At 63.9% G+C, this 19,773-nt stretch carries 15 protein-coding genes and 1 pseudogene; 7 read left to right on the top strand and 9 right to left on the bottom strand.

The genetic code is table 11. The annotated features are described in order from the left end of the window. The first annotated feature begins 65 nt into the window (after nt 1-65). Nucleotides 66-4,118, top strand: coding sequence for a response regulator (locus VFW84_RS14395; RefSeq protein ID WP_329681150.1), 4,053 nt, complete (start codon nt 66-68; stop codon nt 4,116-4,118). On the opposite strand, the gene VFW84_RS14390 is transcribed toward VFW84_RS14395, so the two are convergent. From VFW84_RS14390 to VFW84_RS14375, 4 genes are all read right to left on the bottom strand, one after another. Beyond that, a complete protein-coding gene (locus VFW84_RS14390; RefSeq protein ID WP_329681149.1) occupies nt 4,106-5,161 on the bottom strand; it encodes a two-component system response regulator in 1,056 nt (351 codons plus the stop codon). The two genes, VFW84_RS14395 and VFW84_RS14390, sit on opposite strands and share 13 nt — an antisense overlap. 13 nt (nt 5,162-5,174) lie before the next feature. Then, complete coding sequence (locus VFW84_RS14385; protein WP_329681148.1) at nt 5,175-5,642, bottom strand: cyclic nucleotide-binding domain-containing protein; 468 nt, start codon at nt 5,640-5,642, stop codon at nt 5,175-5,177. Between the two features lie 133 nt (nt 5,643-5,775). Next, nucleotides 5,776-7,227, bottom strand: coding sequence for a tRNA uridine-5-carboxymethylaminomethyl(34) synthesis GTPase MnmE (mnmE, locus tag VFW84_RS14380; protein WP_329681147.1), 1,452 nt, complete (start codon nt 7,225-7,227; stop codon nt 5,776-5,778). 26 nt (nt 7,228-7,253) lie between these two features. Next, complete coding sequence (locus tag VFW84_RS14375) at nt 7,254-8,216, bottom strand: sterol desaturase family protein (RefSeq protein WP_329681146.1); 963 nt, start codon at nt 8,214-8,216, stop codon at nt 7,254-7,256. A gap of 236 nt (nt 8,217-8,452) precedes the next feature. On the opposite strand from VFW84_RS14375, the gene VFW84_RS14370 reads away from it, so the two are divergent. Next, entirely contained in the window at nt 8,453-9,145 is a 693-nt protein-coding gene (locus VFW84_RS14370) for a PEP-CTERM sorting domain-containing protein (RefSeq protein ID WP_329681145.1), read from the top strand. 93 nt (nt 9,146-9,238) lie between these two features. Here VFW84_RS14370 and yidC read toward each other — a convergent pair whose 3' ends face one another. The 4 genes from yidC to rpmH form a co-directional block, all read right to left on the bottom strand. Next, nucleotides 9,239-10,948 carry a membrane protein insertase YidC gene (gene yidC, locus VFW84_RS14365; protein WP_329681144.1) on the bottom strand — a complete coding sequence of 570 codons (1,710 nt, stop codon included), beginning with the start codon at nt 10,946-10,948 and terminating at the stop codon, nt 9,239-9,241. Further along, on the bottom strand, nt 10,945-11,241 hold the full coding sequence (yidD, locus tag VFW84_RS14360; RefSeq protein ID WP_329681174.1) for a membrane protein insertion efficiency factor YidD: 297 nt from the start codon (nt 11,239-11,241) through the stop codon (nt 10,945-10,947). The genes yidC and yidD overlap by 4 nt, the downstream gene beginning before the upstream one ends. A gap of 2 nt (nt 11,242-11,243) precedes the next feature. Further along, on the bottom strand, nt 11,244-11,792 hold the full coding sequence (locus VFW84_RS14355) for a ribonuclease P protein component (protein ID WP_329681143.1): 549 nt from the start codon (nt 11,790-11,792) through the stop codon (nt 11,244-11,246). A gap of 145 nt (nt 11,793-11,937) precedes the next feature. After that, nucleotides 11,938-12,072, bottom strand: coding sequence for a 50S ribosomal protein L34 (gene rpmH, locus VFW84_RS14350; protein ID WP_161648519.1), 135 nt, complete (start codon nt 12,070-12,072; stop codon nt 11,938-11,940). 347 nt (nt 12,073-12,419) lie between these two features. Between rpmH and dnaA the strand changes: the two genes are divergently transcribed. From dnaA to VFW84_RS14325, 5 genes are all read left to right on the top strand, one after another. Next, on the top strand, nt 12,420-13,895 hold the full coding sequence (dnaA, locus tag VFW84_RS14345) for a chromosomal replication initiator protein DnaA (RefSeq protein WP_329681173.1): 1,476 nt from the start codon (nt 12,420-12,422) through the stop codon (nt 13,893-13,895). A 235-nt stretch (nt 13,896-14,130) separates the two neighbouring features. After that, entirely contained in the window at nt 14,131-15,252 is a 1,122-nt protein-coding gene (dnaN, locus tag VFW84_RS14340; protein WP_329681142.1) for a DNA polymerase III subunit beta, read from the top strand. Between the two features lie 129 nt (nt 15,253-15,381). Next, a complete protein-coding gene (gyrB, locus tag VFW84_RS14335) occupies nt 15,382-17,925 on the top strand; it encodes a DNA topoisomerase (ATP-hydrolyzing) subunit B (RefSeq protein WP_329681141.1) in 2,544 nt (847 codons plus the stop codon). 162 nt (nt 17,926-18,087) lie between these two features. Continuing rightward, nucleotides 18,088-18,972, top strand: a complete 885-nt coding sequence (locus tag VFW84_RS14330) for a hypothetical protein (protein WP_329681140.1) — start codon at nt 18,088-18,090, stop codon at nt 18,970-18,972. A 193-nt stretch (nt 18,973-19,165) separates the two neighbouring features. Further along, nucleotides 19,166-19,609 carry a helix-turn-helix transcriptional regulator gene (locus VFW84_RS14325; protein WP_329681139.1) on the top strand — a complete coding sequence of 148 codons (444 nt, stop codon included), beginning with the start codon at nt 19,166-19,168 and terminating at the stop codon, nt 19,607-19,609. On the opposite strand, the pseudogene VFW84_RS14320 reads toward VFW84_RS14325, so the two are convergent. Beyond that, nucleotides 19,536-19,773 (bottom strand): annotated as a pseudogene (locus VFW84_RS14320) (IS3 family transposase); the annotation flags it as partial. The gene VFW84_RS14325 and the pseudogene VFW84_RS14320 overlap by 74 nt on opposite strands.

The raw sequence follows: 19,773 nt of genomic DNA, 5'->3' as shown, positions 1-19,773 counted from the left end.
AATCGTTGCACAACGCCCTTGGCACCAAAACACCATCCACGGGCACTCAACAGGAGGTAAGCCCCATGGACGCGCTCGCTCAGGAGGCATCGACCCGGTCGTCATCCATGCGTCTGCAGGTTCGGCACCTGTGGCGTGGCGCCCTGCTCTGGACCGTGGTGGTCGCGGCCGGCACCGCCTGGATGCTCCATCAGCAGATCGACCGGCACCGCCAGGAGGTCCGCACCAACGCCCAGTACCGGCTCGACAGCCTGCACCGTTCGCTGAACGTGTCCTTCCAGCAACTCGCGGCCCTGCCACGGGCCCTGACCCGGCAGGACAGCGTCAACACCTTCTTGCGCACCGAACACGTCGCGGACTCCAGCCGGGTGGGCGAATCCGACCGCCTGCGCGTCAGGGATCAGTTGACACGCCGCCCCGAGGTGCGCGCCATCAGCCAGTTGCTCAAGGACACGGCCCAGGACTTCGGGGTCAACGAGATCTACCTGATGGACCGCCATGCCACCATCGTGGCCGACAGCCTCTACGACACCCCCATCAACAACATCGGCGGCAACCGTCGCACCCGGCTGTACTACATCAACGCCCTGGAGCAAGGCCAGGGCATGCAGTTCCTGGTCGGCCGCACCACCCACGTGCCCGGTTTTTACTTCTGCGCCCGCGTGGGCGGCGAAGGCACCCCCCAGGGCCTGGTCGTGGTCAAGCAGACCCCCGATGCCATGAAGCCACTGCTGGACGACGCACGCCGACGCCTGTTCGTGACCGACAGCAACGGCGTGATCCTGATGAGCAATGCGCGCGGTGACCTGCTCACCCGCACGGCCCTGCAGGGTCCGCGCCAGCAGAGCGATCAGACCCTCAACATGCTCTACCGCCTGGTCCCGCGCGAGCTGCCCTGGCGCCAGGGCAGCATGAACCTGGGCTCGGACAGCGTTGCCACGGTGGACATCGACGACCGGCAGCACATGGTGCTGTCGCGCCCGCTGGACCATGGCCACCTGACCGCCTGGATCCTGGTGCCGATCCAGGGAGAAAGCCCGCTCATCATCGGCTGGAGCGTGGCTGGATCCCTCGCGCTCATTGCCGGCTACTGGCTGCTGGCCTCCCTGGCCCAGCGCGCCCGACGGCTGACGGCCCTCACCGAGGCCCGCCAGGAGCTGGAACACCTGGCCCATGCCCTGCCCCTGACCGTGTTCCGCTACCACCAGCCACTGACCGGAGAGGGCCGCTTCACCTTCGTCGGACAGGGGGTGCACAAGCTGCTGGGCCTCACCGAAGACGAGCTGCGCATGGACGCGGCGCGCGCCTGGCGCCAAGCCGGTCTGCTCGGCCTGCAACCCCCCACGGAAGGACGCGAGTACCCCATCGAGCAAGGTGGCGTGCGCCGCTGGATCCGCTGCGAGTGCACGCCCACCGTGCACGCCGATGGCAGTTGCACCTTCAACGGCTACTGGCAAGACATCACCGCACGACATCAGGCCGACGCACGCACGGAAGCCGTCTTCACCCACGCGCCCGTCGGTTTCCTGTTCTGCCAGCAGGACCTGACCGTGATCCGCTGCAATCCGGCGCTGGTGCAACTCTTCGGCGCGCCCAGCGAGCAGGCCCTGCTGGGTCTGCACCCCAATCTGCCCCCCATGACGCCGGTCACCCCCGAGACCGATGCCCTGCAACGTGATCTGCTGCCCATCATCCAGGACAAGGTCAACCGCCAGGAGCCCTACACCTTCGAGTGGACCCACGCCCGCCTGGATGGCACCCCCTTCCAGGCGGAAGTGATGATCGTGCCCTTTGAATACGATGGCCAGATCCAGCTGTGCGCCATCATCCAGGACATCTCACAGCGCAAGGCCACGGCCCTGGCCATGGCCCAGGCCCAGCAGGCGGCCGAATCGGCCACCCAGGCCAAATCGCGCTTCCTGGCCAATATGTCCCACGAGATCCGCACCCCCATGAACGCGGTCATCGGCATGACCCATCTGGCGCTGATGGACGAGCTGCCGCCCAAGGCCCGCAACTACGTCGACAAGGCCCACCGGGCTGCAGGCAACCTGCTGCAGATCCTCAACGACATCCTGGATGTCAGCAAGATCGAATCGGGCAAGCTCACCCTGGAGGAGACCGAGTTCCAGCTGGAAAGCGTCATCAACCAGATGGCCGACGTGCTGGGCGTGCGGGCGGAGGAAAAACAGCTCGAACTGCTCTTCACCGCCGGGGCCGACATCCCCACCGCCCTGCGGGGCGATCCGACCCGCCTCAGCCAGGTGCTCATCAACCTGGGCACCAACGCCATCAAGTTCACCCAGCGCGGCGAAATCATCGTGGGCTGCGAGGTCAAGCAGTTGGAGGCCGACGCCGTCACCCTGCACTTCTGGGTCAAGGACACAGGCATCGGCATGAGCCCCGAACAGCTGGGCAAGGTCTTCGAGCCCTTCACCCAGGGCGACAACTCCACCACCCGCCAGTTCGGTGGCACCGGCCTGGGCCTGAGCATCAGCCGGCAACTCGTCGCGATGATGGGCGGCCAGATCTGGGCAGAAAGCCAGCTCGGCCAAGGCAGCACCCTGCACTTCACCGTGCGCATGGGCCTGCAGGCCCAGACCGCGGGCACACGCCGCGCCCTGGCGGCGCACGAGTTGCGCGGCCGCCGTCTGCTGCTGGTCGACGACAACCCTGCTGCCCGCGACATCCTGGGCGAGATGGCGCGCCGCATGGGACTGGACGTGACCCTGGCCACCAGCGGCCTCGATGCCCTGGCCCAGATGCAGGCCGCCATGGCCGAGGGCCGCCCGCACGAGATCCTGCTGACCGACTGGAAGATGCCCGGCATGGATGGCATCGCCTTTGCCCGCGCGGCCCTGGCCATGCCCCCCGAGCAGCGCCCCTGCGTGTTGCTGGTGACCGCCTTCGCGCGCGACGAAGCCCAGCGGGCAGCCAGCGGCGTGGGCCTGGCGGGCATCCTCAACAAGCCCGTCACACCCTCCACCCTGCTGGACAGCGTCAGTCAGGCCCTGGGTCAGGAACTGGCCCTGCCCCCCACCCCACCCCACAGCGGCAAGGTGCTGGAGCAGGCGCAACGGCAACTGGCCGGCGCCCGCATCCTGCTGGTCGAAGACCAGCCCATGAACCAGGAACTGGCCTGTGACCTGCTGCAACGCGCCGGCCTGCACGTGGTCACCGCCAACGACGGCCAGGAGGCCCTCGACAAACTGCACACCCTGGGCCCGTTCGACGGCGTGCTCATGGACTGCCAGATGCCCGTCATGGACGGCTACACCGCCACGCAGCACATCCGCAGCGAACCGCGGTGGGCCGAGTTGCCCGTCATCGCCATGACAGCAGGCGCCATGGCCTCCGACCGCGAACGCGTGCTGGCCAGCGGCATGAACGACCACATCACCAAGCCCCTGGATCTGGCCCAGATGTTCACCATCATGGCCCGGTGGATCAAGCCCTCGCGGCCGCTCACACCCACCGCACCCGGCCCCTTGAGCGAGCCGGCGCCCCCCGCCAGCCAGACCCTGGACACCGTCGATGGCCTGGCGCGCTGCATGGGCAATCTGGACCTGTACCGCCGGCTGCTCAAGGGTTTCGACAAGACCCAGTCCGAGCTGCCCGACCAGATCGACCAGGCCCTGCACACCCAGCAGATCGAAGCCGCCTGGCAACACACCCACAGCCTCAAAGGTCTGGCGGGCAACATCGGCGCACATGCCCTGGCCGACGCCTGCCTGACCCTCGAAGGCCTGTGCCACCCCACGGACGGCGATGTCGACCCAGCCCGACTGCAGGCCGCCGCCGACCAGGTCCGTGCCGAGCTGAACGCCGTCTTGCAGGACATCCGCCAGCTCCATGCCGCCCACGAAGCCGCCACGGACAGCAACGGCCCCGGGCCGACCCGCGGCACGCTGAACGGCTGGTGGGCCCGCCTGGCCCGGCTGATCGACGACCACGACGCACAGGCCCCCGATACCGTCAGAGACATGCTGGACGCCGAACCCACGCTGCAAACCTCGCCCCAGGTCAAGGCCTTGCAGCAGGCCCTGCAGAGCTACGACTTCGATCAGGCCCGCATCGCGCTGGCGGCCTGGCAGACCCACGCAACTCAGTCGCCCTGAAGCCCACGCTCGTCCGAGTACTGGGCCATGATCTGCACGATCTCATGCTGGCGGGCAAAGAAGGCGTCCAGCAGCGTGGGATCAAAGTGCTTGCCCCGCTCACTGGCCATGATCTCCAGGGTCTGGGCCAGCGGGTAGGCCGCCTTGTAAGGGCGCCGCGACATCAGGGCATCGAACACATCGGCGATGGCCACGATGCGCCCGAACAGCGGGATCTGCTCGCCCTGCAGTCCCAGGGGATAACCGGTGCCATCCCAGCGCTCATGGTGGCTCAGCGCGATGGTGCGCGCCACCGACAGCAGTTCGTTCTCATGGGCGCCGATGATCTCCGCGCCGATCTGGGGATGGGTGCGCACCTGCGTCCACTCGTCGGGCGTCAAGGGGCCGGGCTTGAGCAGGATGTGATCGGGAATGCCGATCTTGCCCACGTCGTGCATGGCCGTGGTCTGGAACAGCAGCTGCAATGAGGCCGGGCCCAGACCCGCCTCCAGGCCGATCAGGCGAGCCACATGCGCCATGCGCACCACATGGTTGCCCCCCTCGTGGTCCTTGTACTCGGCGGCACGGCCCAGCCGACGGATGATCTGCTGGCGCGTGGCCACCAGCTCGGCCGTGCGCTGGGCCACCATGCGCTCCAGCTCGCGTGACTGGTCGTACAGCGCCAGGTGCGTGCGCACACGGGCCTGCACCAGCGGCGGGCTGATGGGCTTGGTGATGTAGTCCACCGCGCCCAGGGCCAGGCCCAGGCTTTCGTCTTCGACCGTGCCCATGGCCGTCACGAAGATGATGGGGATGCGGCAGCGGTCCGGATTGGCCTTGATGCGCCGACACACCTCGTGCCCGCTCAGGTCGGGCATCATGATGTCCAGCAAGATCAGATCGGGTGGCTCATCGCCATAGACCAGCTGCAGGGCCTTGTCGCCCGAGGTGGCCACCTTGATGCGGTACTCCGGCCCCAGCACGCGGGACATCAGCTCGATGTTCTGCGGGGAATCGTCCGTCACCAGCACCGTGGGCCGATGGAGCTCGTGCGGGCCAGACATCGGTCGCACTCCCTCAGGCGCTGGGCACCTGCCGCAGCATGTTGGCGCGCATGCGCTGGGCCATGACCGATCCCGCCGCGCGAACCACCTCGACCGCCACCTGCGGCACGCGGGCCGCCAGTTCTTCAAAGCGCGGCAGACGCAGGGCCCAGACCACGCAGGGGGTCATGGCCTCGACATTGGCCATGCGGGGACCGTCGGCAAACAGCCCGGGCTCGCCAATGATGGAGCCCGCGCGCAGGATGGCGATGCGAGATGCCCCTGGCGAGCCCCCGCTGACAAACACCTGCAGGGAGCCCTGGCCCAGGAAATACAAGGTGCGATCATGGTCGCCCTGCTTGATCAGCAAGTCACCCGAGCGCAGTTCATGACGCGTCAGGTACTGACACAGCACACGCCACTGCTGCGCGTCCAGCCGCGGCCGGAAGACATCTTCCGCATTCAGCGTCTGTATCGCGTGAACCAGTTCCGTTGCGTCCATGCCGTTCCTCACCAAGACAAACAGCCCGCTCCGTGTAGGCGGGAATGCACTAATTTAGCCGAGTTTGCTGCACTGCACACGCAGATTACGCTTGTTCACACACCTTTTCAGAGGGTGATGCGCCCGTCGTGGCTCACTTGCCGATGCAGAAGCGGCTGAAGATCTCGCCCAGCAGATCGTCGGCCGAAAACGCCCCGGTGATGCGTCCCAGCGCATCATGGGCCAGGCGCAACTCTTCGGCCAGCAGGTCCAGCGCCCCGTCGGACTGCGCTGCATGGGCTTGGGCCAGCGCCAGATGTTCACGCGCCTGTCGCAAGGCCTGCACATGCCGCTGCCGGGCAATGAACACGCCCTCGGGGTTGTGCTGCCAGCCAGCCAGGTCCAGCAGGAGCCGCCGCAACTCGCTCAGGCCATCGCCCGTGCGGGCGGACAAGGCCACCGCCTGCCCCGGAGGCGCGCCCGGCATGGCCAGGGCCTGCACCACCCGCTCGGGCGCGCAGGCATCGGCCTTGTTGAACACATGCACCACCTGCACCCGGCCCTCGATCGCCTCGGCCACCCGGGCGGCGATGTCGGCATCGGCCTGGGCATACACCGCGTCATCCACCCGGGTCAGGTCGTGCAAAAACAGCACGGCATCGGCCTGGCCGATGGCCTCCCAACTGCGCGCCATGCCGATGCGCTCGACCTCGTCACTGGCCTCATGCTGAGCCCGCAATCCGGCCGTGTCGATCACCTTCAGGGGCACGCCCTCGATCTGGATCGTCTCGCTGACCTTGTCGCGCGTCGTACCCGCGATCGGGGTCACGATGGCCAGCTCGGCTCCGGCCAGGGCATTGAGCAGCGAGCTCTTGCCCGCATTGGGCTGACCAGCCAGCACCACCTGCAGCCCCTCGCGCAGGAGGGCGCCCTGACGGGCCTGCACGAGCACGGCATCCAGGGCGGCGGCCACCGCATCGAGCCGCTCACGCGCCCGCGCCTTTTCCAGGAAATCGATCTCTTCTTCGGGAAAGTCCAGTGTGGCCTCGACCAGCATGCGCAGATCGATCAGGCGGTCACGCAGGGCATTGACCTCGTTCGAAAACGCCCCGCCCAGAGAGCGGCTGGCCGAGCGCGCCGCCGCCTCCGTGCTGGCATCGATCAGATCGGCAATGGCTTCGGCCTGCGCCAGATCGATCTTGTCATTGAGAAAGGCTCGCTCCGTGAACTCGCCTGGCTCGGCCAGACGCAAGCCCGGCAGGCAGGGCCGACCACTGGCCGCATCGATCGCCTCGGCCGCCTCCAGGCAGCGGGCCACCAGCAACTGCAGCACCACCGGCCCGCCGTGGGCCTGCAGCTCCAGCACATCCTCACCGGTGTAGCTGTGGGGCGCCGGGAAGTACAAGGCCAGTCCGTGGTCAATGGCCTGGCCCTGTGCATCCCGCAAGGGACCATAGCTGGCCTGCCTGGGCACCAGGGTGCGCCCCGTCAGGGCGTGCGCCAGGGGCGCGAGCCCGCGACCCGACACCCGCACAATGCCCACGGCACCCCGCCCCGGGGCGGTGGCCACCGCCACGATGGGGCTGTTTTTATCGGTCCATGCCATGACCCGATTCTATCGGGCCCCTCGGCTCAGGCAGCCGGGTGTGCGCTGCCCTGGGCCGGCACCGTCCCCACCGAAGCCGATGCCTGAGGCGGCAACTGCTGTTGCTCGGCGGCGGCCTGGCGGGCTTTCCAGCGCTTCCAGGTGAAGGGAATGATCAACTGGCCCCAGTAGTTGTGCAGGGGGTAGTACAACTCGTTGAACAGGCCCATCTTGGCCGGCCGGGTTCGCCCGGCCGGGTACACGAAGGTGCCGAACAGGTGATCCCACAACATCACCACCGAGAAGTTTTTGGCCTCCTCGATCTTGTCCGAATGGTGCCAGCGGTGAATCTGGTTGGTGCCGATCAGATAGTTCAGCGGCCCGAAGTTGAAATCCACATTCATGTGCGTGATGGCCGCCAGCGTGGCACCGATGGTGTTGGCCACGATGATGGCTTCCGGCGTCACACCCGTCTGATAGGCCACAAACAGGGGCACCAGACGGCGCCACACCAGATCGACCGGGTGCACCCGGCTGGCGTTGAGAAAGCTCAGGCGGTGCGCGCAATGGTGAACGCTGTGGAAACGCCAGAACCAGTCGACCTCATGGGCCATGCGGTGCGTGACGTAGAACATGAAGTCGAACACCCACCAGGCCACGAGCACCTGCGCCCAGAACGGCAGGTGGTGTGCGGCAAAACGGTCGTCGACGATGCCATGCTGGAACAGCAGACCGGCGCCTGCGGAAGACATCAGATGCACCAGCCCGCCCTGCATGGCCGTGACCACCAGCAAGCCAATGTTGTTGTAGATGTCGGTCAGCACCTCGCCCTTTTCGAACTGATTGGGCTGCTCGGGCCAGATGTACTGCATCAGTGTGGCCAGCGCGAAGTACGGCACCAGGAAGTACATCACCACCTTGTTCTGGTCGTAGTCCAGCACCACGGTGGCCCAGATTCCCAATGCGACGGCGATTCCGATGAACGCCCAACTCAACATCAGTTTGCGCATGACCGAACCTTATAAGAAACATCTGTATTACTGCAGATGACAGTGTTGTGACCTCCTCGGGCGACGTCAAAGGGGTTTCTACGTGAGGTGCGCCCCTTTCTCCCCCAAATGGGGGGGATGGCAAAGCGCCAAGGCATCGATCCCTCATGTGCGAGGGTGGGCGGTGCGCGCGCGTGTTTTGTCATGGGCCGTTGATTACACTGGCAAGCATCTTCAAAAAATCGAGGAAGCATCCCATGCGTCATCACGCCCGGTACATCGGCATCGCCACATTGGCCTTGTGCACGGCCCTGCCACTGCATGCCCAGGCTGCCACCATCACTTCCGCGCTGAGCTGCAGCGATGCGCTGAACATTGCCACCAGCAATGCCGATCAAGTGCTTGACATCCAGTGCTCGGGCGATCTGAGCATCACGGGTGGCAACATCAGTGCGGACATCGTCAACATCCAGTCGACCGGCCTGCTGGCCATCGACAACGTCGATTTCGGCAGCAGCAACCTGATCATCAACAGCGGCGATCTGCTGTCGATCACCCGCACATCCGCGATCGATCCGCCTGTCTCCGGTTCTCAAAGTGTCGTGGTGATCGGTGCGACCGACGGCCTGAGCGGTTCTCCCACTCTGACGTTCAGCACAGGCCTTCTGGACACTGTCTCCAATCTGCAGCCCATCGGTTCGTCGGGGAGCCTCACCTTGGTTGGCGGCAGCACGAGCTTGGGCTCAAGCACATCGACGGGCAGCACCACCATCCGCCAGTTCCAGATGGATCTGCAGCAAGGCCTGTTGATCGCCACGCTGTCGAATGGCGACGCACTCACGCTGGCCTCCGTCAGCGCTGGCGTGGTTCCCGAGCCCGCCACCTATGCCCTGATGGGCCTGGGCCTGGTCGGCATCTCGCTGGCCACCCGCCGCCGCGCACCGGTCTGAGCCACCGCCCGCCCTGGCGGGCACAAAAAAGCCGCCTTCGGTCACCCGAGGCGGCTTTTGTCATGGTGGGGCGCCCAGGCGCCCCCGACCTGATCAGGCCTTCTTGGCCGCAGCCCCTTCGATGCTGCGGTTGATCATCCACTGCTGGGCGATCGACAGGATGTTGTTCGTCAGCCAGTACAGCACCAGGCCGGCCGGGAAGAAGAAGAACATCACCGAGAACACCATGGGCATGATCCACATCATCTTGGCCTGGACCGGATCCGGCGGCGTGGGGTTCAGCCAGGTCCGCAGCAGTGTCGACAAGGTCATCAGGGCCGGCAAGACGAAGAAGGGGTCCTTCACCGACAGGTCGGTGATCCAGCCCACCCAGGGCGCATTGCGGATCTCGACCGAGGACAGCAGCACCCAGTACAGCGCGATGAACACCGGGATCTGGATCACGATGGGCAGGCAGCCGCCCACCGGGTTGACCTTCTCCTCGCGGTAGATCTTGAGCATCTCCTGCTGCATCTCCTGAGGCTTGTCCTTCAGGCGCTCACGCATCTCCTGGATCTTGGGGTTGATGGCCTTCATCTTGGCCATCGAGGCATAGGCCTTGGCGTTGAGCCAGTAGAACGCCGCCTTGAGCAGCACCACCAGCAGCACGATCGCCCAACCCCAGTTCTGGATCACGTTCTCATGGATGAAGTGCAGCAGCCAGAACAGGGGCTTGGCCAGGATGGTGACCATGCCGTAATCCTTGACCAACTCCAGCCCGGGCGCGATGGCTTCGAGCTTCTTTTCTTCCTGGGGGCCCACGAACAGCTGGCTCTTGAAGCTGCTGCTCTGACCGGCCGCCACATCGCCCAGCGAGAACAGCATGCCCACGGCATACAGATTGGGGCCCACCTTGTGCGCATAGAACTCGCGGGTGCCCTTCTCATTGCGCAACCAGGCCGAGGCAAAGTAATGCTGCACCACCGACACCCAGCCGTTGTCCGCCGCCTTGACGAACTCCAGCTTGGTCTTGTCATCGCCCGCTTCCTCGATGTGCTTGAACTCGACCTTCTGGAACTTGGCATCGGCCGTATAGAAGGCCGGCCCCGTGTAGGAGGTCGGAGCCCCCAGGAAGCCCGAGGCCGCCGGCACCACGCCGTCACGCACCAGTTGCACATACAGCTGGGGACGCACGGGCGCCGCCGAGGTGTTGAGCACCTCCTGCTTCACGTCGATCACGTAGCCGCCACGCGGGAAGGTGTAGGTCAGCACGCGCTTGACGCCATTGACCGCCGTCGATTCCAGCTTGAGCTCCAGGGCATCGCTGCCCGTGGCCAGCTCGCGCGCGGGGGTCAGCACGGTCATGGGCGTGGTGTGATCGGGCATGTCGCCCGTCTGGCGGTGCACCAGACCGCTCTGGGCCAGGTAGGTGTGCGCCGCAGACTGCTCCAGCACGACCACATGGCGGTCCGGATGCTCCTGATCGCGGTGCTTGAGCAACTCGACCTTGACGAGGTTGCCGCCCAGGGTGTCCACCGTGGCCCGCAGGGTGTCGGTCGACACCACCACCTGCTCACGCGGTGCGGCCACCGGCGCAGACGCCACACCCGCCGGCGTGGCCGCGGCCGTCTGTGCAGCCGTGGGCGAAGGCACAGAGCCCACGCCCGCGCCCGATGCCGCCGCACTGGCTGCCGAAGCCACCTCGGCCACCGGCGTGGGCGCGAACATGGAAGGCTGACCGGTGTGACGCAACCAGCCGTCCCACAACATCAGCAGCGAAAACGCAAACACTGACCACAAGATGGTCCGACGCATATCATTCATGAGTGATGACGCTCTGAAGAAGAAAGAAAAGAAAACAAACGTGGCGCCTGCTCGGGAACGGGGTCATGCCCTCCCGCGCAAGCCGGATGACAACGCAACAGACGCCGCGCCGCCAGATAACTGCCCGCAGCCGGACCATGTGACTGCAAGGCCTGCAAGGCATAGTGGGAACAGGTCGGTGTGAACCGACAGGCCGAGCCCAGCCAGGGGCTCAGAAAGAAACGGTAGCCACGCACGATGCCGATCAGCACCGCATTAACGGCCCGCGACACGCCTTGGACGACAGCACCCATCATCAGGAGGCCCGCCCCGGCACGGAGGCCACACCCTGTTTGACACAATGGGCCAGCATGGCCAGCAACTCGGCACGCACCGCCTGCTTCAGGGGTTCGGACGCCGCGCTGGGAAACTCCTTGACGGGCCAGGGCGCCTTCAGGCGCAGCACCCAGTTGCCCACGGGCTGCTGCTCGTTGAGCCAGCCCGCCTGTTCCAGGGCCGGTGCATGCAGGCGCCAGAGTTCGCGCGCCTGATGCTTGATCAGGGATCGGGTCACGGAGCGACGTGCCATGCGCTTGGGCAGCACCAGACCCAGCCGCCAGACACGATGGTGAGTGCGCACTTCATCCACAGGCTCGACCTGCTCATCGACAGGGCCTGTTGACAACTCGACATCGAGCGCGATGGGTGGGGTGGCATCGCCCCCTGAGCGGGGGGTTTTGCGTGCCAGCGAGGGCACGGCGAAATGCACGGTGAAATGCGCGCTGCGAGCCACCGGACGGGTGCCCAGGGCTTGCTGAAAATCAGCCGACTGAAGGCGAGGCCTCAAAGCCAGGGGACTCAACACGGCAGTTTCTTTCGTGCACCACCCAAAAACTTCAGGCTGCCGGACTGCGACCTGGCCAGGGGCCGGGTGCCGTCAGACAGCCTGCAGGCGCGCGGCCAGAGCCGCGGCATCAGACCGTTGGCAGACCTGTGGGCCTGCCGCGGAATCAGACGGCCAGACGCTTGCGGCCCTTGGCGCGACGGGCGTTCAGAACCTTGCGGCCGCCCTTGGTCTTCATGCGCACCAGAAAGCCATGGGTGCGAGCGCGGCGGGTCTTGGAGGGTTGGTAAGTACGCTTCATGATCTTTCAACCAGCTCGCGCTGGCCTCTAATGTTGGATGTCCCAAGGACCATGCCCAGGACGTTTTTCAAGCCCCTGAAACGATTGCCAGGAGCCCATGACCAGACCCCCTTGAGGGTCGAACACGCGATTACATCAGACTTTTGGGGCACCGTCAATGGGTCCCCCTGCAGGCCCTGCGTGTAAAAGCTTGTGGATAACCTGTCGAATACAGGCCCGTAAGCGCTTAGAATCTGCAGCCCGAGGAAGGACTTGTCCACAACATGAGTGCTGCCGATTCCAGCGCCAGCAGCGACCCCGTCGCCCCGCTGCCCCAGGCCCCTGAAGGCCTTGCTTCGCTCTGGCCGATGTGCCTGGAGCGCCTGCGTGCGGAGCTGCCCGAACAGCAGTTCAACACCTGGATCCGCCCCCTGCCTGCCGCCGATGTGCTGCGCGAGGGCGACACCACCGTGTTCAATGTGCGCGTGCCCAACCGCTTCATTCTCGACTGGATACGCACCCAATACAGCGGTCGGCTCGAAGCCATCGCCACCGAAGTGGCGCAAAGCACCATCCGCCTGGACATCGCCCTGGCCCAGCGCCCAACCATGGCCCGCCCCAGCTTGGGCGGCTCAGGGGGCTCGGGCATCGGCAGTCCGATGCTGCCGCCCAATGCCCTGGCCGCCCGACTGCAAGCGGGGGCTTCCGGTGCCCATGCAGCACCGCTTGTCCACAGCCCGGCCAACCCTTACCAGAACGGTCAGGAGCACGACCAGGCCCCGATGAACCTGGCCGGCGCCCGCCGCGGTGGCGGCCACCCCCAGGTCATGGGGCTCAACCCCGCGCTGACCTTCGACAACCTGGTGCCCGGCCGCGCCAACCAGATGGCCCGCACCGCCGCCCTGCATGTGGCCGGCGCCCCTGGCCAGATGTACAACCCCCTGTTCATCTACGGCGGCGTCGGCCTGGGCAAGACCCACCTGATGAACGCCGTGGGCAATGCCCTGCTGGCCGACAAGCCCGATGCGCGCATCCTCTACCTGCACGCCGAGCAGTTCATCAGCGATGTCGTCAAGAACTACCAGCGCAAGACCTTTGACGAGCTCAAGGCCAAGTACCACAACCTTGATCTGCTGCTGATCGACGATGTGCAGTTCTTCGCCGGCAAGGACCGCACGCAGGAAGAATTCTTCAACGCGTTCGAGGCCCTGCTGGCCAAGAAGGCGCACATCATCATGACCAGCGACACCTACCCCAAGGGCCTGGCCAACATCGATGAGCGCCTCAAATCCCGCTTTGACGCCGGCCTGACGGTGGCCATCGAGCCGCCCGAGCTCGAAATGCGCGTGGCCATCCTGATCAAGAAGGCCCTGATCGAAGGCATCGCCATGCCTGAGGACGTGGCCTTCTTCGTGGCCAAGAACGTGCGTGCCAACGTGCGCGAACTCGAAGGTGCCCTGCGCAAGGTGCTGGCCTTTGCCAAGTTCAGCCACAAAGAGATCACGATCAACCTGGCGCGCGAGGCCCTCAAAGACCTGCTGTCCATCCAGAACCGCCAGATCAGCGTCGAGAACATCCAGAAGACGGTGGCCGACTTCTACAAGATCAAGGTGGCCGACATGTACAGCAAGAAACGCCCGGCCAGCATCGCCCGCCCGCGTCAGATCGCCATGTACCTGGCCAAAGAACTCACGCAGAAAAGCCTGCCCGAAATCGGCGAGCTCTTCGGTGGCCGCGACCACACCACCGTGCTGCACGCCGTGCGCAAGATCAGTGGCGAGCGGGGCAAAGATACCGAGCTCAACCAGCAATTGCACGTGCTCGAACAGACCCTCAAGGGCTGATCACAGCACCCCGAAACCTGTCAAGCCAACAAAGGTGTGGATAAAAAAAGGACAACTACCCTGTTATCCACAGGCCTGGTGAATTTTCTGAAGTTGTTGTCTGTTGTCCCCAAAACGCCAAGCCCATCCACCCACAGGCTTGTCCCAGGCCTAAAGCCTTGATGGATCAGGACAAAATACACTTGTGCACAAAAAAAGCGGCCCTCTACTACGACGACCAATTTGAAAGACTGAAATGATTGTGTTGAAAGCAGCCCAAGAAAAAGTCCTCGCGGCCTTGCAATCGGTCAGCGGCATCGTGGAGCGTCGTCACACCTTGCCCATCCTGGCCAATGTGCTGATCCGCAAGAGCGGCCCCCAGGTCGAGCTCACCACCAGCGATCTGGAGATCCAGATCCGCACCAGCGCGCAGCTCGACGGCGATGAGGGCGACTTCGCCATCACCGTGGGCGCCAAGAAGCTGGGCGACATCCTCAAGAGCCTGCCCAGCGACCAGATCGTCTCGGTCAGCGCCAACCAGGCCAAACTGACCCTGCAGGCGGGCAAGAGCAAGTTCGTGCTCCAGACCCTGCCTGCCGAAGACTTCCCCCTGGTGCAGGAAGCCGCTGATTTCGGCCCCACCTTCAGCGTCCCGCAAAAGACCCTGAAGATGCTGATCGGCCAGGTGCACTTCGCCATGGCCGTGCACGACATCCGCTACTACCTCAACGGCATCCTCTTCGTGGCCGAAGGCAACAGCCTGACCCTGGTGGCCACCGACGGCCACCGCCTGGCCCTGGCCCAAGCCAATCTGGATGTCGACATGCCCAAGCAGGAGGTGATCCTGCCGCGCAAGACCGTGCTGGAGCTGCAGCGCCTGCTCAAGGACGACGCCAAGGGCGAAGAAGAGCAGATGATCGAGATGCGCTTTGCCGGCAACCAGGCCAAGTTCAGCTTCGGGGGGCTGGAGTTCGTGACCAAGCTGGTCGAGGGCAAGTTCCCCGACTACAACCGCGTCATCCCCAAGAACCACAAGCACCACATCACCCTGGGCCGCACCACCTTACTGGCCAGCCTGCAGCGCGCTGCCATCCTCACGAGCGAGAAGTTCAAGGGCGTGCGCATGAACTTTGCGCCCGGCGTGCTGGGCATTGCCTCGAGCAATGCCGAGCAGGAAGAGGCCAAGGAAGAACTCGAAATCGACTACGGTGGCGACACCTTCGAGATCGGCTTCAACGTGGGCTACCTCATGGACGTGCTGGCCAACATGAGCCAGGACATGGTCACCGTGTCCCTGCACGACGCCAACAGCTCGGCCCTGATCACCAACCCTGAGTTCGAGGGTTTCAAGTACGTGGTGATGCCGATGCGCATCTGAGGACCAACGTCCGAAAGGAGCCCCCTTGCCTGAGGGGCTAGAATGAGGGTCCCGCATTGTCTGATGCCGGGACCCTTTTCCATTTCCGGGCCCTTACCGCTGGTCCCACCTTACCAAGCGCTTGACCCCATGACCGACGCCACGAACCCCGAGCAGCAGCCCGAACCCACCGAGCAAGCCGTGCCGCAAACGGCCGCGCAGATCTCGGCCGGTTACGGTGAAGGCAGCATCCAGATCCTGGAAGGGCTGGAGGCGGTGCGCAAGCGCCCGGGCATGTACATCGGCGACACGTCCGACGGCACCGGTCTGCACCATCTGGTGTTCGAGGTGGTCGACAACTCCATCGACGAGGCCCTGGCCGGCCACTGCGATGACATCGTCGTCACCATCCACAGCGACAACTCCATCAGCGTCACCGACAACGGGCGGGGCATTCCCACCGGCGTCAAGATGGACGACAAGCACGAGCCCAAGCGCTCGGCCGCTGAAATCGCCCTGACCGAGCTGCACGCCGGTGGCAAGTTCAACCAGAACAGCTACAAGGTGTCGGGCGGCCTGCACGGCGTGGGCGTGTCCTGCGTGAACGCGCTGTCCAAGTGGCTGCGCCTGACGGTGCGCCGCGACGGGCAGGCTCACTTCATCGAGTTCCGCAAGGGTGTGCCGCAAGACCGCGTGCTTGAAATGCGCGACGGCTTTGAAGTCAGCCCCATGAAGATCACGGGCGAGACCGACAAGCGCGGCACCGAGGTGCACTTCCTGCCCGACACGGAAATCTTTGGTGAGAACAACGAGTTCCACTACGACATCCTGGCCAAGCGCCTGCGCGAGCTGAGCTTCCTGAACAATGGCGTCAAGATCCGTCTGGTCGACGAGCGCAACAACAAGGAAGACAACTTTGCCTACGCCGGTGGCGTCAAGGGCTTTGTGGAGTTCATCAACAAGGGCAAGAACACCCTGAACCCCAACATCTTCCATGCCATGGGCGACAAGGTGTCCGAACACGGCACCAACGTCGGCGTGGAAGTGGCCATGCAGTGGAACGAGAGCTACAACGAAAACGTGCTCTGCTTCACCAACAACATCCCCCAGCGTGATGGTGGCACCCACCTGACTGGCCTGCGCGCCGCGATGACCCGTGTCATCAACAAGTACATCGAAGACAACGAACTGGCCAAGAAGGCCAAGGTCGAAGTGGCCGGTGACGACATGCGCGAAGGCCTGGCCTGTGTGGTGTCCGTGAAGGTGCCCGAACCCAAGTTCTCCAGCCAGACCAAGGACAAGCTGGTCAGCTCGGAAGTGCGTGCCCCGGTGGAAGACATCGTCAGCCGCCTGCTGACCGACTGGCTGCTCGAGAACCCCATCGACGCCAAGATCATCTGCGGCAAGATTGTGGAAGCCGCCCGTGCCCGTGAAGCGGCCCGCAAGGCCCGTGAAATGACACGCCGCAAGGGCGTGCTCGACGGCCTGGGCCTGCCCGGCAAACTGGCCGACTGCCAGGAAAAAGACCCCGCCCTGTGCGAGATCTACATCGTGGAAGGTGACTCCGCCGGTGGCTCGGCCAAGCAGGGCCGTGACCGCAAGTTCCAGGCCATTCTGCCCCTGCGCGGCAAGATCCTGAACGTCGAAAAAGCCCGCTACGAAAAGCTGCTGACCAGCAATGAAATCCTCACGCTGATCACCGCCCTGGGCACCGGCATCGGCCGAGGCGCCGGCAACGACGACTTCAACCCCGACAAGCTGCGCTACCACCGCATCATCATCATGACCGATGCTGACGTGGACGGCGCCCACATCCGCACCCTGCTGCTGACCTTCTTCTTCCGCCAGATGCCCGAGCTGGTCGAGCGCGGCCACATCTACATCGCCCAGCCTCCGCTCTACAAGGTCAAGCACGGCAAGAACGAGCAGTACCTCAAGGACGCCCACGCCCTGGACGAGTACCTGATGAAGGTGGCCCTGGACGGCGCCGTGGTCGAGCCCGGTGCCGGCAAGCCCGCCATTGCCGGCGAGGCCCTGGCCGACCTGGCCCGTGCCTACGTGACGGCCAACAACGTGGTCGAGCGCCTGGGCAACTGGATGGACATCGAGGCCCTGCGCGCCATCGCCAACGGCCTGAGCCTGAACCTGGACACCCTGGCCGACGCCGAAGCCAGTGCTGCCGCCCTCAAGGCTGCGCTGCACAACGCCGAGGTGAGCGCCGAGCACGACGCCCGCACCGACAAGCACATCCTGCGCATCAGCCGCATCTTCCACGGCAACACCAAGTACAGCATCATCAATGCCGACTTCGTGCATGGTGCGGATTACGAAGCGCTGAGCAAGGCCGGCACCACCTTCAAGGGCTTGCTGACCGAAGACGCCGTGGTGCGCCGTGGTGAGGGCGAGAAGGCCAAGGAACAGAAGGTGGCCGACTTCCGTGCTGCCATGGCCTGGCTGATCACCCAGGCTGAAAACAGCGTGGGCCGCCAGCGCTACAAGGGCCTGGGCGAGATGAACCCCGAGCAGTTGTGGGAGACCACGATGGACCCCACCGTGCGCCGCCTGCTACGCGTGCAGATCGAAGACGCCATTGAGGCGGACAAGGTCTTCACCATGCTGATGGGCGACGAGGTGGAGCCGCGTCGAGACTTCATTGAGACGAATGCGCTGCGGGCGGCCAATATTGACGTGTGATCATGTCGGATGACACGGAAAGTGGAAACTGTGCCAAGTAAGTGAAAAACTACTGACACAAATAATGAAAAGAACAGGCACCCCCTGAGAGCAAGAACGCCCGGCATGTCCGGGCGTTTGTCTTGATGGGCACGTGGATGTGAACCGAATGAGGGATCAGGTGTGATCGAGTACATCACGGGAGCCATCGGGCTCTTGAAGCAAGCCCTGGAGGCAGCTATCAAGGTCACGGGATGGTGGTCCAAGAAGCATGACGTGGTTTACCTTCAGGCGCAGCGGATGCTCACAGCGTTTGAGAAACACGAGATTCCACGGCAACAGATTGCTCGGATCCTGCCTGCCCAGTTCGCCATTCCCATGACCGCGTTCTCAACGGCTGAAAAGCTGAAGGATGTGTTGACACCCGCATTGCTGGACTGGACGAGTGAGACGCTTTGCATATCTCGCGCTTGGCTCGACGGGATGCGAGAACATCCGCATGAGTCGGTTCATGTTTACAAGCATCCTCAGCGCATGCACGCCTGGCTGCAAGAGCGCTGCATGGCAACGGGAGACCGAACGATGTTGCTCCATGTCTTCATGGAAGGTTGTGCGGCAGACCTTCAAGGTGTGTCCGGCCCATTTGTTGTCGTATTCGAGGAGTGCTTTGATGAACTGGATCGACGCGGGATGAGCAGGTACTGGGTCATGAGCGAGGGATGGCGCTTTGAGCATCAACCTTGCGCCATGGACCTTCTGTGCTTGATGACGATCGCTGAGTCACTGCACATCACCTCTTGCGGTCACGACGTGGACCGGAGGCTCATCAAAAAATTCGAGGGCGGACATTTGTTTGCGCCTGAGCTCATTGATAAAAGCCGGAGACGCGGCCCAATTATTGAATGGGTGCCTGCTTCGGGTGACGACTCCTCCATGACGCCTTATCACCAAGCAGTGTGGCGTGAGGCCAAGGAGAGGCTGATCAGTTGTGGGCTACAGGACACCTTGTGGTTCGACAAAAGCATGGTCAATCGCAAGATGCGCGCGCCGGCTCAAAAGAGTCCATGACCAGCGATTTGGTAGCTTTGCTCGCAAGTTGATTGCTTTGCCTGCAAGGTTGGTGTTTTGTCCGCAAGATCACTACTTTGATCCCAAAAATACCTTTTAGAATCAACAACTTAGCGAAGTTTTTCGTTGACTGTGTATTTCGAAGGTTGCTATAGTTAATGGCATCCCGGGTCACGCCCCGAACGAGTTGCCAATGAGTCCGTTTTCCCACTTCCTTCACGAGCTGCGAATGCGCAGAGGGATTCGCCAGGTTGAACTGGCGGAGATGACGGGCTACGAGCAGAGCTACATCTCTGCTTTGGAAGTCGGTCTGAAAGGGCCTCCCACGCAAGACTTTGTGGACAAGCTGGTTCTGGCTTTGTCTCTATCGCCTGCAGAGGCGATTGAGGCCCAGGCCATCGCAGAGGCTTCTGATCGGAAGCTGGTCCTCAGTCACCGGAGTCCCCAAGACGTCTACTGGTTGCTTAAGGATCTGAGGGAGCACCTTGACAGGCTGCATCCAAGCCAAGTGAAGGTGATTCGGGAGGTCTTTCAGATGGTAATCCCCCCGCAAAACCAGCGCGTTATCGGTGGTAGTTTCCCTCGAACTCAGCGGGCGTTACATTGCCCAGTGGACACATCAATCGATGTTGGTTGAATCAAGAGACCCATTCAAGCGTTGCCAGCTCGACGCCCTGCTTGGGCTTCTATGGGCCACGGCGGTGGGTCACCCCGGCCTTGTACAAGCCGTTGACGGTCTCGGTCAGCGAGTTGTCATAGCTGTTGCCCATAGAGCCCTCTGAAGGCTTGATCTCTGCCTCG

The sequence above is a fragment of the Aquabacterium sp. genome (genome assembly GCF_036279655.1).
In the GTDB taxonomy this organism is placed as follows: domain Bacteria; phylum Pseudomonadota; class Gammaproteobacteria; order Burkholderiales; family Burkholderiaceae_C; genus Aquabacterium.
Note: the sequence above shows the minus strand (reverse complement) of the source record. Positions and strands in the feature narration are given on the sequence as shown.

Bases quoted from the DNA above. Each gene is read 5' to 3' on its own strand.
- VFW84_RS14395 (WP_329681150.1), top strand. From the start codon at position 66: ATGGACGCGCTCGCTCAGGAGGCATCGACCCGGTCGTCATCCATGCGT.
- VFW84_RS14390 (WP_329681149.1), bottom strand. From the start codon at position 5,161: ATGTCTGGCCCGCACGAGCTCCATCGGCCCACGGTGCTGGTGACGGAC.
- VFW84_RS14385 (WP_329681148.1), bottom strand. From the start codon at position 5,642: ATGGACGCAACGGAACTGGTTCACGCGATACAGACGCTGAATGCGGAA.
- mnmE (WP_329681147.1), bottom strand. From the start codon at position 7,227: ATGGCATGGACCGATAAAAACAGCCCCATCGTGGCGGTGGCCACCGCC.
- VFW84_RS14375 (WP_329681146.1), bottom strand. From the start codon at position 8,216: ATGCGCAAACTGATGTTGAGTTGGGCGTTCATCGGAATCGCCGTCGCA.
- VFW84_RS14370 (WP_329681145.1), top strand. From the start codon at position 8,453: ATGCGTCATCACGCCCGGTACATCGGCATCGCCACATTGGCCTTGTGC.
- yidC (WP_329681144.1), bottom strand. From the start codon at position 10,948: ATGAATGATATGCGTCGGACCATCTTGTGGTCAGTGTTTGCGTTTTCG.
- yidD (WP_329681174.1), bottom strand. From the start codon at position 11,241: ATGGGTGCTGTCGTCCAAGGCGTGTCGCGGGCCGTTAATGCGGTGCTG.
- rpmH (WP_161648519.1), bottom strand. From the start codon at position 12,072: ATGAAGCGTACTTACCAACCCTCCAAGACCCGCCGCGCTCGCACCCAT.
- dnaA (WP_329681173.1), top strand. From the start codon at position 12,420: ATGTGCCTGGAGCGCCTGCGTGCGGAGCTGCCCGAACAGCAGTTCAAC.
- dnaN (WP_329681142.1), top strand. From the start codon at position 14,131: ATGATTGTGTTGAAAGCAGCCCAAGAAAAAGTCCTCGCGGCCTTGCAA.
- gyrB (WP_329681141.1), top strand. From the start codon at position 15,382: ATGACCGACGCCACGAACCCCGAGCAGCAGCCCGAACCCACCGAGCAA.
- VFW84_RS14325 (WP_329681139.1), top strand. From the start codon at position 19,166: ATGAGTCCGTTTTCCCACTTCCTTCACGAGCTGCGAATGCGCAGAGGG.